Source organism: Niveispirillum lacus, from assembly GCF_002251795.1.
GTDB classification, from domain to species: Bacteria; Pseudomonadota; Alphaproteobacteria; order Azospirillales; family Azospirillaceae; genus Niveispirillum; species Niveispirillum lacus.
In genome coordinates this window covers 610412-624091 of sequence record NZ_NOXU01000031.1, presented here as the reverse complement: position 1 = coordinate 624091, position 13680 = coordinate 610412, and the positions used below count along the sequence as shown (strand labels likewise).

The following is a 13680-nucleotide window of genomic DNA, read 5'->3' as shown; positions in this document are numbered from 1 at the left end:
ATCATCCCCGCCCTTCCATCAGGTCGCGGATGCGTGACAGGTGCTGGCAGGCCCGCCCTACACCCAAAAGCAACACCCCCAGCAGCAAACCAACAAGGGCTGGCCCATAACTGCCGGGGGTGGGGTCGATCAACATGAAGGCGGAGACCAGCACCGCCGCGCCCCCGACAAAATAAAGCACCAGAGCGGTGATACTGCGCCGCTTCTCCATGGCTCAGCCCTCCGTGAGATCACAGGCGGCGGGTCCGCGCGCGATGGGCCGCTCCCCGAACACCGCCTCAAAGGCGGCCCTCATCGCCATATCCACCTCATGCATGGTGACGATATGGCCCAGCGCCGCCAGCGAGGTGACACCATGTTCGCGGATACCGCAAGGCACGATGCCGCCGAAATGGCTCAGGTCTGGCTCCACATTCAACGAAACGCCGTGAAAGGACACACCGCGCCGGACACGAACACCAATCGCGGCAATCTTGTTTTCCACACCCGGCTGTCCGAACGGGCCCATATCGACCCAGACGCCGACGCGGCCACAGCGGCGCTCCCCTTTCACAGCAAACTGCGCCAGGGTTCGGATCAGCCATTCTTCAAGCCGCCAGACAAAATCATGCAGGTCACCACCGCGCGCCTGCACATCCAGCATGGTGTAGCCGATACGCTGTCCCGGCCCGTGATAGGTGTACTGGCCACCGCGCCCGGCCTGGAACACCGGAAACTGCATCGGGGTCAACAGGTCCGTGTCCTTTGCCGACGTGCCCGCCGTGTATAGCGGTGGGTGTTCCAACAACCAGACGGTTTCCGGCGCGGTACCCGCCCGGATGTCCGCCACCCTGGCCTCCATGAAGGCCAGGGCTTCGGGATATTCGACAGTCTGGTCGCTGATCCGCCACTCGATCATCATCAACCTGCAAGCTGGGGGTCGCCCTATTTAGGGCAGAATGCTGTCTAGACCAATGGGATGATTGCAGCGTGCCCCCATGCAGCAAGCGCCGTTGTCAGGGTGTCGATACCAGGGGACAGTTGCCCCATGCACGCATGACCATTGATCCGCAGGCGCCGATGCGCCACATTCGGCAACGTCGTTGCTGTATGGCCTGTGATTATGAACGAAACGAACCGCGTCTATCTCTATGACACCACGCTGCGCGACGGCGCGCAGACCTCCGGCGTTGATTTCACGGTGGCGGACAAGATCGCCATCGCGCAGGAGCTGGACGCGCTGGGCATTGATTATGTCGAGGGTGGCTGGCCTGGGGCCAACCCCACCGATAACGCTTTTTTCGCCGATCCGCCAAAGCTGCCAAGGGCCATCTTCACTGCGTTCGGCATGACCCGGCGGCCAGGGCGCAGCGCATCCAACGATCCGGGATTGTCGGCGCTGCTGGACAGCCAGTCACCGGCCATCTGTATTGTGGGCAAGACCTGGGATTTCCATGTCGATGTGGCGCTTGCCATCCCGCGGGCGGAAAACCTGGCCCTGATCGCCGACAGTATCCGGGAGATCAAGGCGCGGGGGCGCGAACCGCTGTTCGACGCCGAACATTTCTTCGACGGGTACAAGGCCAACCCCGGCTATGCCCTGTCCTGTGTGCAGGCGGCCTATGAGGCCGGCGCCCGTTGGGTGGTGCTGTGCGACACCAACGGCGGCACCCTGCCGCATGAGGTGGAGAGCATTGTCGGGCAAGTGGCCAAACATATTCCCGGCAGCCATTTGGGGATTCACACCCATAATGACACGGAAAATGCCGTGTCCAATTCCATCGCTGCCGTAAGGGCCGGTGTAAGACTGGTACAGGGTACGTTGAACGGGTTGGGCGAACGGTGCGGTAATGCCAACCTCCTCTCGCTGATCCCGACCCTGTCGGTGAAAATGGGCTATGATATCGGCATAACCAAGGAAGGCATGGCCCGGCTGGTCCATATCAGCCGCATGCTGGACGAGCGGCTGAACCGCACGTCGAACCGCCACGCAGCCTATGTCGGCGAAAGCGCCTTCGCCCACAAGGGTGGGCTGCATGTCTCGGCGGTGGAGAAGGACCCCACCTCTTATGAACATGTCGATCCATCCCTGGTCGGCAATCGTCGTCACGTTCTGGTTTCCGATCAGGCCGGTCGATCCAACATCCTGGCCCGCCTGCGTGAGGTGGGCGTGAATGTCGATCCCAAGGATGACCGCGTCGGCGTGCTGGTCGATCTGGTTAAACAGAAGGAATTTGAAGGTTTCGCCTTTGATGGCGCGGAGGCGAGCTTTGAGCTTCTGGCCCGCCGCGCCCTGGGCGAGGTGCCGGATTATTTCCGTCTCGCCGCCTTTCGGGTCCTGGATGAACGCCGGTGGAATGCCAAGGGCGAGTTGGTAACCCTGTCAGAAGCCACCACCAAGGTGGAAGTGCCCGGCCCCAACGGCCCGGACAATGTGATGACAGTGGCGGAAGGCAACGGCCCGGTCAACGCCCTGGATCAGGCGCTGCGCAAGGCCCTGATCCCCGTCTACCCAGCGCTCGACGGCATGCGGCTGGTCGATTACAAGGTGCGCATCTTGAATGCACAGGATGGCACCAAGGCTGTCACCCGCGTCATGATCGAAACGGCCGACCGGCATGGACAGCGCTGGGCCACCGTGGGTGTCTCCGCCAATGTCATTGATGCCAGCTTCAACGCGCTCTCCGACAGCATCACCTATTGCCTTTACCGGTCTGGTGCCGCTATCGACAGTGCCCAAGCAGCCTGATATCCAGGCCGTTTAGGGTTTTCAAGAAGTCGGACAACGATGTCGAGCGGGACGAACAAGCGCGAACTGGCCAAGATGCAGGCAGACGGGGACGGCCCGGCCATCATCCTGATCCAGCCCCAGATGGGGGAAAATATCGGCGCCTGCGCCCGGGCCATGCTGAATTGCGGCCTGACCGATCTGCGTCTTGTCAGTCCCCGCGACGGCTGGCCCAATGAAAAGGCTGTGTCGGCGTCTGCGGGCGCTACCCTGGTGTTGGACCGGGTGCGGGTGTTCGACAGCACCGAAGCAGCCATCGCCGACCTGCACAAGGTCTTCTCCACTGCCGCCCGCGTGCGCGATCTGGTGAAGCCGGTCGTCACCCCGCGTGAGGCGGCCAATGAAATGCGCGGCCATTGGTCAGCAGGGCGGAAGATCGGGTTGATGTTCGGACCGGAACGCACCGGCTTGGTCAATGACGATATTACCTTATCCGATACGTTGATTTCCGTACCGCTGAATCCCGGTTTCTCGTCGTTGAACCTGGGTCAGGCGGTCCTGCTGATCGCGTATGAATGGTGGATGACGGGGGTGGAGGTGGAAGACCGCTACCTTCATACCGGCCAGTCCGAACCGGCCACCAAAGCGGAATTGCAAAACCTGTTCGACCATCTGGAGGGCGAACTGGAACAGTCCGGCTTCTACACCCACCCGGACAAGCGGCCATCCATGATCCGTAATGTCCGCAATACGCTTCAACGCTGCGGAATGACCGAACAAGAAGTGCGCACCTTCCACGGCATCATTGCGGCGCTGACCGGACGCAAGAAGCAGCGCAAGGTTGTGGAACCGTAAGGCGATTTCAGCACCATGCAAACGATTGAGTGATCGAACACCGCAGGATGATTTGGCTCATGCCAATCTCCCATGATCACCTGTGATCATGGGAGATTCCCGGGGCTCTGCGCGGCGATAATCATGGCGGTACCGACGGTCAGGAATTCAGATCGTCGACATGCCTCCGCTCAAAGGGCTGTTGATGTTACGCACGTCTCAGGCGTTGGCCGCCTCATGCTGCGCGATCCCCAGACCGAACAGCCGCTTCAACAGGGCGATCAGCTTCTCAAAGTCATTCGGTGTCTTGGTGGTGGGCAAGGGTGGCGCATAGGCCTTGACCGCCAAGTTGAACGGTTGGAAATACTGACCGATGTGAACCTGCGCAATGATATCCAGCAAGCCCTCAACGCCGAAGATCTCCGCCGGTGGAGTGTATTCGGCCCAGCTTGTTGTTCTGCCGTCCCAATAGGTCACTGGGAAGTGGGCCGAGAAGGCGGTGTTGTTGGTGAGCTGCTGCAGGTTGCTGCTGGTGCCCCAGGACTGTGCTGTGGTCAACGCCACCTTCAGGCCGGCGCCGAACAGCAACTCGATGAGTTCATTGTTGGGGGCGATGTTGTAATGGCCAACAACCTTGCCCGGCGTGTAGGTCAGGTAGCTGCTCAGTTGTGTCCATGCGCGTGGAACCACGTCATCCTGGTTCCAATAAAGCTGGTTGAGTGTGGTGACGATGTTGCCGCTGGCCTGGGCGATGCTGGGCGCAACAACGGTCGCTGCTGTCGGTTTGAAGGTCGAGGTGAACTGGTCGACAAAAACGGCATTGCCAGGCGTGGCGCCGGCCGTCGGCAGTACATAGATGTTTTTCCAACCGGCGGCGGCCAGTGCCGGCTGCAAAAGCAAGGCTGTGGTCGGTGACAAGGCACCGGCCAAGCTATGGCCCGTAAAGATCAGGTTGCTCGCACTAGTTGCCACGTCGTTTGCAATCAGGTTGGTCAGGAAGGTGCCAAGGCTGTCACCCGTCTTGGGGTCGGGCATCTGCGACAGCAGGATGGAAACGCCCAGCGCAGTGCCCTGGGTAACCTGCGCCACACTGGCGTCTGGCGATACAACCTCCAGCGCCTTGGTCGGATCGAAGGGAAAGTTGACCATTTTTCGAACGGCAAAATCCTCGTCTTCCCAATCATAGGCCGAAGACATGTTGGTCGCCGCAATCGCCACCACCCACATGTCCAATGTGGCATTGTGGGCGACATACAGAGCGTTGTCGGCCTCAAGGTCATCTTTGTTGTTGGGATTGCTGAAAACCTGCGGCCCCCAGACCACATCCCATTGTCCACCGGCGAGTTGGCCGCTGACATTGTCAAAAAATCCGGAGACTTGAGCGTTCTTGATCTCCACACCCTTCACATAAATGTCGAGCGTCTGGCTCTGTGGATTGTTGAGCGCCAGGCTGAAAAATTGCTGAAGGTCGGACGGGTTTGCGGGCTTGGGGTTTTGTCCCGGCGCCGATTGCACGACGCTGCTGCGGTTTGAGGCCAAAGATAGGAGGAAGAGAGTCTGTGTGAGATCATAAGACATGGTATATTCCTATCATAGGTTGCTTTGGTAATATCCTGATACCGATATAATGATTTGTTGTCTTGATATTTATTTGTTAATATGCGCGCTTATACATTATTAATGCATTAAATTATTATACTCGCATACATAAACTTGTTTACACCCCAATGGACATGGCGTGCAGTCAAAGGAAAAGCGCGCGATGCCTGTTTGCGACAGACCGGAAACAGATCCGACAGCGACGGCCGCCGCGCTGCCCCTGCGGGGCCATGCCACCCTGCAAATGCAGCACCGGCATTTGACGGCAGTAACGGGAAAGAGCGTCATTCCGGTCAACAAAAGGACGGTCCAGTCGGAGATTGCACACATTCCGACCCATTACCTCCCAGGTAATGGCAGGCGCCCGGTTTAACGGCCTATGCTTCGTTCCGCACAGTCTTGATGGGGAAGAACATGGAAAAACGCTGGGTTGTGGTGGCGTGGATGATCCTGGCCATCATCCATATGCCACCGGCCGCCGTGCTGATGGCACCGGAGCTCTCCACCCGCCTTTACGGCGTTGAACCACACGGCACGATCGCTACACTTATTACCCACCGAGGTGCGCTGTTCCTGACGGTCATGGCCAGTTGCCTGTTTGCAGCCTTCGATCCAGCGTCACGCCGTCTTGGCACCATCAGCGCCGGTATCAGCGTGGTGGGTTTTCTGTTGATCTACCTTCAAGCCGGCCTACCCGATGGTCCGTTGCGCACCGTTGCGCTGGTCGATAGTGCGGCGCTGGTGCCGCTGGCCTTTGTGGTCTGGGCGGCGTGGCGACCAGCCACTACCGCTCCATGACCTCCTTCACCTTGCTGGCAAGTTGTTTCAGGCTGAAGGGTTTGGGCAGAAACTCCACCACATCCCCGCCCCCCACCGAACTGCGGAACCGTTCCTCCGCATAGCCGGAAATGAAGATCACCTTCACGTCGGGCATGAATTCACGCACCACGCGGATCATCGCGGGGCCATCCAGTTGCGGCATCACCACGTCGGTCACGATCAGATCCATCTGCGGACAATCCGGCGCCCGGAGCAGGTCAAGTGCCGCCTCCCCGCTTTTCGCTTCTACCACCTCATAGCCCTTGTTGCGCAACGCACGGGCGGAAAAGACGCGCACGGCGTCCTCATCTTCAACCAGCAGGATGCGGCCGGTGCCGGTCAGGTCGGCGCTGGCCTTCTCCCCCTTCTCCAGGCTAACTGCCTGAGCACCATCTTCCTGATAACGGGGCAGATAGATGGAGAATTTGGCGCCATCGCCGGGTGCGCTGTCGACAAAAACGAAACCGCCTGTCTGGCGCACGATGCCATAAACTGTGGACAAACCCAGCCCGGTTCCAGACCCCAGTTCCTTGGTGGAAAAGAAGGGCTCGAAAATCCGCTGAAGGTTTTCGGCAGGGATGCCCACCCCGGTATCAATGACCTCCACCACCACATAATCGCCGGGGGGCATGGTTTCTGTGGCGCGTTGCACCGCCTCAGTCACATGCAGGTTGGAGGTGACGATGGTCAGCCGCCCGCCCGTTTCCGCCATGGCGTCGCGGGCATTGACGCAGAGATTGATGATCACCTGCTCCAACTGTCCCTGGTCAACCTTGACCAGACCCAGGTCGCGGCCATGCAGCATTTTCAGATCGATATTCTCACCGATCAGCCGACGCAGCAGGTTCGACAGTTCAGCCAAAACATCGGTAACCGACAGAACGCGCGGCTGTAAGGTCTGCTGCCGGGAAAAGGCCAGCAGTTGCCGCACCAGATTGGCAGCGCGGTTGGCGTTCTGCTTGATCTGCATGATATCAGTGAATGAATGGTCCCCAGGTTTGTGCCGCAGCAGCAACAGATCGCAGAAACCGATCATGGCGGTCAGCAGATTGTTGAAATCATGCGCGACGCCGCCGGCCAACTGTCCGATGGCCTGCATCTTCTGTGACTGGACGAACTGGGCTTCCAGGTTCTTCTGGTTGGTCATGTCGACCAGATGCAGAACAATGCCACCCCCCGGCGCCCCGTCATCCCGGCGGGCGTAGAGATGAACGATGGGGCCTTGGGTACCCCGCAACTGTGCCTCATGCGCCGGATGGCCATCGGCCCCGTCACGGATGGCCATTAATCGCTGCTGAATGGCAGCACGGCCGTCCCGCTTGAACAGGTTGGTCACGGGACGACCCTGCACGTCGTCACGAGACAGCCCCGTCAACGCCAGAACCGTGTCGTTGCATTCCGCGAGCCGCATGTCACTGTCCACCAGGACAATGCCGATCGGTGCGTAATCAAAGAAACGCCGGAAGCGCTCCTCCATCCGGGCCAGATCATGGCGCAGCCGCGCCACCTCCTCTGTGTCAGCGGGGGCCGGTGGAAGGGACGCCACCGATGTCGGCTCCGCCATGGCGGACTGAACCGCGCTTTCCTCTGCCTGCCAGATAGAGTAACCCGTTGCCCCATCCAGGGGACGGGCGGAGAGGCGAAACTCCCGCCCGTCGGCAAAGGCCAGCACCGTATCCGCGGCGATGCCGCGCTCCACTGCCGCCAGCATACGTTTGATCTCCAGCGCCGCCAGGCCGGCGCCAGCGGCACGACCCAGTGCCGACAGGGGCGGCTGGGCACCGGGTTGCGCCAGATCGCGAAAGGCGGGGTTGTAATGCACCGCCCGCCCCTCCGGCCCGACAATCACCATGGGAACGGATGCAGCCTCCAGCCCGCGCGCCAACAGATGCCGGCGTTCTTCGACCGCCCCCGCCCGATTAGCCACCGTGCGGACCAGCATGATGCCAGCGAACGCCAGCAGCCCGCCCGCCAGCCACACGACGACCCCACCCCGCAGCCCGGCCGGCCATTCGACCGGCGGCGGTCCGTCCAGGCGGGAAAGATAAATCATCGCCGACACAGCCACCACCACCAGGGCCAAAGCCCAAAGGCCGGCGGCGCGGGCGGTGGGATTCAGGCCTGGGCGGGCGACAGGGCTGCTTTTGCGCATGGGATACGGGTCCGGTCCGTCGGCAGGGCCGACAGTTTACAACAGATTGGTCGACGCCAGAAACGCTCAGCGGGGCAAGGGCTTGCGCTTCATCTTGAAGACGTAGGAGATGATCTCGGCCACAGCTTTGTAATGATCGGCGGGAATTTCCTCATTCACCTCGGCAGAGGCATAAAGCGCGCGCGCCAAAGCCGGATTGGTGATCAAGGGCACGTCATTCTCCTCCGCGATTTCGCGGATACGCAGGGCCAAATGGTCCACCCCCTTGGCCACCACGGTTGGGGCACCCATCACCGCCGGATCATATTTCAGGGCGACGGCATAGTGGGTAGGGTTGGTCACCACCACATCAGCGGTCGGGATGTTACCCATCATCCGGTTGCGCGCCCGTTCCATACGCAACTGACGGATCTTGCCCTTGATCAGCGGGTCACCTTCCGCCTGCTTGAATTCGTCCTTCACCTCCTGCTTTGTCATGCGCATTTCCTTCATGAAGGTATAGCGCTGATAAACATAGTCGGCTGCACCCAGGGCCAGCAGGACAAGTAGAACCGCAAAGATGATCTTTGCCGAAAGGATTTGTGTTTCCTTGACAATATCGATCATCGACATGGCAATGAAGTGATCAACCGAGTCCCAGAGTGGTCGTAACAATACATAGACCACGATGGAAACGATGATCAACTTGGCCAACGACTTCAGAAATTCCACCAGATTCTTGACGGAGAATTTCTGGGCCAGCGCTGGCAGCGGATTTAAGCGGCTGAGGTCGAGCTTGAATACCTTTTCGGTGGTCACCAGGAATCCGACCTGCACCACGGATGCGACAATTGTGGCCACCAACAGGATGAACAGCGGCACGGCCATGGCGATCAGCACACTGATGATCAGGTCGCCGAAGACATTGGACAGTGTCCCGACATCCATCACGATCGCATGGGGCTGTTCGATGAACGGCACCAGGCTGACAGATATCCGCCCGAACGACCAGGGCAGCACCATCATGACCAGGACCAGGGATGCACCCAGAACAAAGATATGGGAGAATTCCTGCGACTTAGGCACCTGACCTTTCTCGCGGGCATCCGCGAGGCGTTTACCGGTCGGTTCTTCTGTTTTGCTGTCTTCATCCTGGTCTTCAGCCATTCGGTCCCTCCCCCGTCAGAGCTGCAGGATATTGACGAGTTGCCCTTCGAACCGGGCGAGCCAGAAGGTCATCAACGCCGTGAGGCTTAACCCCAGCAGGATCAAGCCGAAAATGATCTGAATGGGCACACCCACAAAAAACACCTGGATCTGGGGCACGAGACGCGAAATCAGACCCAGACCCAGATAGAACAGCAGACCGATCACCGTGAACGGCGCCGATAGTTGCATGCCGATCAAAAAACTGTCAGCCATCACACGGGTCAGGTGCTGGGCCACATCGCCGATGGGCAGCCATTGCCCCGGCTGAAACAAACTGTAGCTGTCAACAATGGCCATCAGCAGCAGGTGATGCAGGTCGGTGGCAAAGATCAGCATCAGGGCCAAAACGCCCAGGATGGCCGAAATCGGGTTACCCGGTGACGACATGGCCGGATTGAACGCCTGCGCCGCAGCCAACCCCACCTGGTTGGCGATCAGCATGCCGGCCGTCTCCAACGCCGCCATCAACATACGGGTCACCGTTCCAAGGAAGATACCAATCAACGCCTCGGCAATAATCAGCAGCGTCAGGTCGGCCGGGCTGGGCGGTGGCGGCGGCATGGTGGGCAGAAGGATGGGCAACAACAGGAACGACACCGCCAACGCGAACAGCAACCGGATACGGGCCGACACAAATTGTTCGCCGAACCCCGGCATAATCAAGAATGCCGACCCCAGGCGCACAAAAATCATCAGGAACGCAAATACCGACCCGCCAAGCAGGGCATCCAGCGACATCAGCCACCACCACCCGGTTCCTGACTATCGTCGCCGGTTCCCACCGCCACGATGCGATCCATGATGCGTTCGGTGAAGCTTTTCAGATGGCCATTCATGAAGGGCAGCAGGAACACCATGGCCGTGAACATGATCAGGATCTTCGGCACGAAGGTGAGGGTCTGTTCCTGCAATTGGGTCAGTGCCTGAAAGAGGGAAATCACCAACCCCACCACCAACGCGATCAACATCAGCGGCATGCTGACAATGATCGTCACGAACAGCGCATCACGCACGATTTCAATGGCTTCGGCTTCGTTCATGATCTCTGTCCCGGACGCCGGCCTTACATCGGCATGCGCAGGATTTCCTGATAGGCCGCAATCACCTTGTCACGGACATTGACCACCGCCTGCAACGTCACCTCGGCATTGGTGACAGCGTTCACCACATCGGCCAGATCAGCCTTGCCCAGGACACCCTTGGCCGTCATCTCCTCGCCCTTGTGCATGGACTGGATTGACTGGCCCACCGCCGTTTCCAGCATATCGCCAAAGGACGGTCCCTCCGTCGGCGCCGGTTTGGACGCGGCGGTAAGACCGCGCGTGGCAGCACTGGCATAGGCGGCGGCGGCACCGCTGAAGGGAATGTCCATGGCTCTGTCTCTCCTGTCCGGAACGGTGCATCACTCAGTTGGAACGCAGCAGATCGACCGTGCGCATGATCATCTGTCGCGTGGCATCCAGCGTGTTCAGATTGGCTTCGTAGGACCGCTGGGCCTCACGCATATCCATGCTTTCGACCAACGAATTGACGTTGGGCAACAGCACGTACCCATCCGCATCAGCCGACGGATGGCCTGGATCCCAGCGGCGCTGGAAGTCGCTGCGATCCACATCGATCTTCTTCACCTTCACCAGATCGGTCTGCATCTCCTTGTCCAGCGCATTCTGGAACAGCACCACCTTGCGGCGGTAAGGCAGATCGCCGGGCGACGGCGCGGTGGAGTTGGCGTTGGCCAGGTTTTCGGCGATGACGCGCAGACGGGTGCCCTGCACCTTCATGCCTGCCGCGGATGCCGCCAACGAATTCATCAGATCCATAGTGCGATCCCCCTAAACCTTAGCGGCCACCTCAGCGCGGCGGCGTCATCGCGGTTTTCAGCATACTCACCTGCTTGCGGTACAGGTTGGTAACGGTCTGGTACTCCATGGAATTCTGGCCGACCTTCAACATCTGTTCTTCCAGCACCACCGCATTGCCCGCCGGGGCGGTTTCATAGGGGCTGCGTTCCTCCCCATCCTTGAAACCGGTCTTGGACACAATGGTGCCCTGCAGGTGGCCGGACGTCGACGCGGCCAACGGCATACGGGCCGTTTCACGCAGTTGTTTCTTAAAGTCGAATTCCACCAGATCATTGGGACGGAAATTGGGTGTATCGGCATTGGAGATGTTCTTCGACAGCACCTCTTGGCGCTGATTGTGCCAGGCCATCTTGTCCGACATCAGGCGGAATATGCCGCTATCCTTCAGATCCATGGCAAAAACCCTTCCATCCTTGACCAACCGCATGCCCGGCAAGACATGCCGTTCAGAGCAAAATTAATGCAATTTCTGCGCCATTCGGCCATCACTGCCGATGGACACCCATCCATCGGCCCTGCCTTTTGCAGGACAGCGCCGCCGAGATCGGGGGCGACCCAGCGGCTTTCATTCCCAACATAGCGCAAACCCGGCGCCAAGAAACGTGAAATCGCAAGCGTGCAAGTCGGCTCGCACCCGGCCAAGGCATCTGTTAGGATGCTTTTTGCCGCAAGGGTGGTTTCGTGCCCGTAACGGCACGCATGACAGAGGAAAGGCCGTTGCAACCACCCGCTGACAGCCCTCCGCCCCCACCCGCCCGCCGACAGGTGGCGGTTGCCCTGCGGCATGAACGCGGCGACCCCAATCTGCCGCGTGTGGTGGCCAGCGGACATGGTGCAGTGGCCGAACAGATCCTGGAGTTGGCCTTTGCCCATGGGGTGAAGGTACGTACTGACGCCGACCTGGCGGAAATTCTTGCCGCCGTCGATGTGGAAAGCGAAATTCCCATTGAAGCGATCGCCGCCGTGGCGGAAATCCTTGCCCATGTCTACCGTGCAAACGGCACCTGGAACGAGCGCGCCTCTGCCAGCGGCACGGAACCTGCAGGCGCACTTAATCTGAAACCAGTGGATCGACCGACGACACCATGACCGAACACGGCACCATCCCCACACTGGCTGCACCGGCCGATATCGACCAGACGCTGGAAAGCCTGCTGTCGCTCCTGACCAGTGGAGAGGAGACGCTGGCCACCGGGGAGATGGTGGACCTGTATGGGCTGGAACGGGAAATCAAACCCATCCTGGATGCGATCCTGGCCCTGCCCGCGCCACAGGCCCGCGCGTTGCTGCCCAAACTTGAACGGGTGCTTGCGGCGCTGGACAAGGTGGCGGGCACCTTGGAACGGGTGCATGGCGACAAACTTGGCGGACGGGAGACCCATGCCACGCGTATCCGTGCTGCGCAGGCTTACCGATCTGGCAAGGATATGTGAATGGATGCCGCCAACTATCTGCGCCTGATCCTGGCCTTGGGACTTGTTCTGGCGCTGATCGGGCTTTTCGCCCTGCTGCTGCGCCGCTATGGTCCGGTTGCCGGTCTGGCCGTACGCCGAAAAGGCGATAAGAGGCTGGGCGTGGTAGAGGTGATGGCCCTGGATGCGCGGCGGCGGCTGGTGCTTGTGCGCCGCGACGGCGTGGAACATCTGCTGCTGCTGGGGATCGGGGAGGACCGGGTGATCGAAACGGGCATCACCCCGCCAGGGGATTTCAAGATGGCGCTGGATCGCCAAGAAAAGGCCGGGACCACATCATGAGGGCACATCTGATGAACCGGGTTGGCCGCCTTGTCCCGGCTCTGTTCACCTGTCTGCTGCTGGCCGAACCGGCGGTCGCGCAAAGCCTGTCCCTGGATCTGGGCGATCAGGGGGCCAGCGGCACCGGGCGTATCATCCAGTTTGTGATGCTGCTGACGGTGCTGTCACTGGCGCCCAGCATTCTGATCATGATGACCTGCTTTGTCCGCATCACCATCGTGCTGAGTTTCCTGCGGTCTGCCCTGGGAACCATGCAGGTCCCCCCCAATCAGGTGCTGGTCAGCCTGGCCATGTTCCTGACCTTTTTCATCATGGCACCGACGCTGCAGGCCTCCTATGAACGCGGCATCCGGCCCTTGATCAATGAGGAGGTGGACGAAATCACCGCCTTCAAGCGTGCGGTGGAACCGTTTCATGCTTTTATGATGCGCCATGTTCGGGAACGTGACCTGCAACTGTTCATGGACATGTCGAAAACAGCACCGGTTGCGGAACCGAAAGACATCCCCATCCATGTCCTGATCCCGGCGTTTATGCTGTCGGAACTCAAGCGGTCATTCGAGATCGGGTTCCTGGTCTTTGTGCCATTCCTGGTGATCGACATGGTGGTGTCATCGGTGCTGATGGCGATGGGCATGATGATGCTGCCACCAGCGATGATCTCACTGCCGTTCAAACTGATTTTCTTCGTGCTGATTGATGGCTGGTATCTGATCGTCGGATCGCTGGTTCAGAGTTTCGGGGAGATATAGCGCTCCCCGCCCC

General features: G+C 59.9%; 17 protein-coding genes. 7 read left to right on the top strand and 10 right to left on the bottom strand.

All coding sequences use genetic code 11. The annotated features are described in order from the left end of the window. Nucleotide 1: 1 nt before the first annotated feature. Nucleotides 2-211 carry a hypothetical protein gene (locus tag CHU95_RS18750; RefSeq protein WP_094457828.1) on the bottom strand — a complete coding sequence of 70 codons (210 nt, stop codon included), beginning with the start codon at nucleotides 209-211 and terminating at the stop codon, nucleotides 2-4. 3 nt (nucleotides 212-214) lie between these two features. Next, nucleotides 215-895: a lipoyl(octanoyl) transferase LipB gene (lipB, locus tag CHU95_RS18745; RefSeq protein ID WP_207762552.1), complete on the bottom strand. Its 681-nt coding sequence runs from the start codon at nucleotides 893-895 to the stop codon at nucleotides 215-217. Nucleotides 896-1102: 207 nt separating this feature from the next. Between lipB and cimA the strand changes: the two genes are divergently transcribed. Then, nucleotides 1103-2728, top strand: coding sequence for a citramalate synthase (gene cimA / locus CHU95_RS18740; protein WP_094457826.1), 1626 nt, complete (start codon nucleotides 1103-1105; stop codon nucleotides 2726-2728). A gap of 39 nt (nucleotides 2729-2767) precedes the next feature. After that, complete coding sequence (locus CHU95_RS18735; protein ID WP_094457825.1) at nucleotides 2768-3562, top strand: RNA methyltransferase; 795 nt, start codon at nucleotides 2768-2770, stop codon at nucleotides 3560-3562. A 198-nt stretch (nucleotides 3563-3760) separates the two neighbouring features. Here CHU95_RS18735 and CHU95_RS18730 read toward each other — a convergent pair whose 3' ends face one another. Next, nucleotides 3761-5119, bottom strand: a complete 1359-nt coding sequence (locus tag CHU95_RS18730) for a hypothetical protein (RefSeq protein WP_094457824.1) — start codon at nucleotides 5117-5119, stop codon at nucleotides 3761-3763. 435 nt (nucleotides 5120-5554) lie between these two features. Here CHU95_RS18730 and CHU95_RS18725 point away from each other — a divergent pair, with 435 nt between their 5' ends. Then, a complete protein-coding gene (locus tag CHU95_RS18725; RefSeq protein WP_094457823.1) occupies nucleotides 5555-5938 on the top strand; it encodes a hypothetical protein in 384 nt (127 codons plus the stop codon). On the opposite strand, the gene CHU95_RS18720 is transcribed toward CHU95_RS18725, so the two are convergent. The 7 genes from CHU95_RS18720 to flgB all read right to left on the bottom strand — a co-directional run bounded on the left by CHU95_RS18720 (nucleotide 5925) and on the right by flgB (nucleotide 11555). Further along, entirely contained in the window at nucleotides 5925-8111 is a 2187-nt protein-coding gene (locus CHU95_RS18720; protein WP_245838392.1) for a PAS domain-containing hybrid sensor histidine kinase/response regulator, read from the bottom strand. The two genes, CHU95_RS18725 and CHU95_RS18720, sit on opposite strands and share 14 nt — an antisense overlap. Before the next feature lie 66 nt (nucleotides 8112-8177). After that, nucleotides 8178-9257, bottom strand: a complete 1080-nt coding sequence (flhB, locus tag CHU95_RS18715) for a flagellar biosynthesis protein FlhB (protein ID WP_094457822.1) — start codon at nucleotides 9255-9257, stop codon at nucleotides 8178-8180. A gap of 15 nt (nucleotides 9258-9272) precedes the next feature. Next, nucleotides 9273-10037, bottom strand: coding sequence for a flagellar biosynthetic protein FliR (gene fliR / locus CHU95_RS18710; RefSeq protein ID WP_094457821.1), 765 nt, complete (start codon nucleotides 10035-10037; stop codon nucleotides 9273-9275). Next, nucleotides 10037-10339 carry a flagellar biosynthesis protein FliQ gene (gene fliQ, locus CHU95_RS18705; protein WP_094457820.1) on the bottom strand — a complete coding sequence of 101 codons (303 nt, stop codon included), beginning with the start codon at nucleotides 10337-10339 and terminating at the stop codon, nucleotides 10037-10039. Before fliQ ends, fliR begins: the two co-directional genes overlap by 1 nt. A 23-nt stretch (nucleotides 10340-10362) precedes the next feature. Further along, on the bottom strand, nucleotides 10363-10671 hold the full coding sequence (fliE, locus tag CHU95_RS18700; protein ID WP_094457819.1) for a flagellar hook-basal body complex protein FliE: 309 nt from the start codon (nucleotides 10669-10671) through the stop codon (nucleotides 10363-10365). A 34-nt stretch (nucleotides 10672-10705) separates the two neighbouring features. After that, complete coding sequence (gene flgC / locus CHU95_RS18695; protein WP_094457818.1) at nucleotides 10706-11119, bottom strand: flagellar basal body rod protein FlgC; 414 nt, start codon at nucleotides 11117-11119, stop codon at nucleotides 10706-10708. Nucleotides 11120-11150: 31 nt separating this feature from the next. Continuing rightward, nucleotides 11151-11555 carry a flagellar basal body rod protein FlgB gene (gene flgB, locus CHU95_RS18690; protein WP_094457997.1) on the bottom strand — a complete coding sequence of 135 codons (405 nt, stop codon included), beginning with the start codon at nucleotides 11553-11555 and terminating at the stop codon, nucleotides 11151-11153. Between the two features lie 305 nt (nucleotides 11556-11860). Between flgB and CHU95_RS18685 the strand changes: the two genes are divergently transcribed. The 4 genes from CHU95_RS18685 to fliP are packed head-to-tail and all read left to right on the top strand — an operon-like array spanning nucleotide 11861 to nucleotide 13667. Next, complete coding sequence (locus CHU95_RS18685) at nucleotides 11861-12250, top strand: EscU/YscU/HrcU family type III secretion system export apparatus switch protein (protein WP_094457817.1); 390 nt, start codon at nucleotides 11861-11863, stop codon at nucleotides 12248-12250. Further along, nucleotides 12247-12594: a hypothetical protein gene (locus CHU95_RS18680; RefSeq protein WP_094457816.1), complete on the top strand. Its 348-nt coding sequence runs from the start codon at nucleotides 12247-12249 to the stop codon at nucleotides 12592-12594. The genes CHU95_RS18685 and CHU95_RS18680 overlap by 4 nt, the downstream gene beginning before the upstream one ends. Further along, nucleotides 12595-12915 (top strand): flagellar biosynthetic protein FliO, encoded by a 321-nt coding sequence (locus tag CHU95_RS18675; protein WP_094457815.1) that lies wholly within the window; start codon nucleotides 12595-12597, stop codon nucleotides 12913-12915. After that, nucleotides 12912-13667, top strand: a complete 756-nt coding sequence (fliP, locus tag CHU95_RS18670) for a flagellar type III secretion system pore protein FliP (RefSeq protein WP_094457814.1) — start codon at nucleotides 12912-12914, stop codon at nucleotides 13665-13667. The genes CHU95_RS18675 and fliP overlap by 4 nt, the downstream gene beginning before the upstream one ends. The last annotated feature ends 13 nt before the right edge of the window (nucleotides 13668-13680 follow it).

Excerpts from the sequence above, each read along its gene's own strand:
- fliR (WP_094457821.1), bottom strand. The coding sequence starts at position 10,037 with ATGTCGCTGGATGCCCTGCTTGGCGGGTCGGTATTTGCGTTCCTGATG.
- CHU95_RS18685 (WP_094457817.1), top strand. The coding sequence starts at position 11,861 with ATGACAGAGGAAAGGCCGTTGCAACCACCCGCTGACAGCCCTCCGCCC.
- cimA (WP_094457826.1), top strand. The coding sequence starts at position 1,103 with ATGAACGAAACGAACCGCGTCTATCTCTATGACACCACGCTGCGCGAC.
- CHU95_RS18720 (WP_245838392.1), bottom strand. The coding sequence starts at position 8,111 with ATGCGCAAAAGCAGCCCTGTCGCCCGCCCAGGCCTGAATCCCACCGCC.
- flgB (WP_094457997.1), bottom strand. The coding sequence starts at position 11,555 with ATGGATCTGAAGGATAGCGGCATATTCCGCCTGATGTCGGACAAGATG.
- CHU95_RS18680 (WP_094457816.1), top strand. The coding sequence starts at position 12,247 with ATGACCGAACACGGCACCATCCCCACACTGGCTGCACCGGCCGATATC.
- CHU95_RS18735 (WP_094457825.1), top strand. The coding sequence starts at position 2,768 with ATGTCGAGCGGGACGAACAAGCGCGAACTGGCCAAGATGCAGGCAGAC.
- flgC (WP_094457818.1), bottom strand. The coding sequence starts at position 11,119 with ATGGATCTGATGAATTCGTTGGCGGCATCCGCGGCAGGCATGAAGGTG.
- CHU95_RS18750 (WP_094457828.1), bottom strand. The coding sequence starts at position 211 with ATGGAGAAGCGGCGCAGTATCACCGCTCTGGTGCTTTATTTTGTCGGG.
- fliE (WP_094457819.1), bottom strand. The coding sequence starts at position 10,671 with ATGGACATTCCCTTCAGCGGTGCCGCCGCCGCCTATGCCAGTGCTGCC.
- CHU95_RS18725 (WP_094457823.1), top strand. The coding sequence starts at position 5,555 with ATGGAAAAACGCTGGGTTGTGGTGGCGTGGATGATCCTGGCCATCATC.
- CHU95_RS18730 (WP_094457824.1), bottom strand. The coding sequence starts at position 5,119 with ATGTCTTATGATCTCACACAGACTCTCTTCCTCCTATCTTTGGCCTCA.
- flhB (WP_094457822.1), bottom strand. The coding sequence starts at position 9,257 with ATGGCTGAAGACCAGGATGAAGACAGCAAAACAGAAGAACCGACCGGT.
- fliQ (WP_094457820.1), bottom strand. The coding sequence starts at position 10,339 with ATGAACGAAGCCGAAGCCATTGAAATCGTGCGTGATGCGCTGTTCGTG.
- fliP (WP_094457814.1), top strand. The coding sequence starts at position 12,912 with ATGAGGGCACATCTGATGAACCGGGTTGGCCGCCTTGTCCCGGCTCTG.
- CHU95_RS18675 (WP_094457815.1), top strand. The coding sequence starts at position 12,595 with ATGGATGCCGCCAACTATCTGCGCCTGATCCTGGCCTTGGGACTTGTT.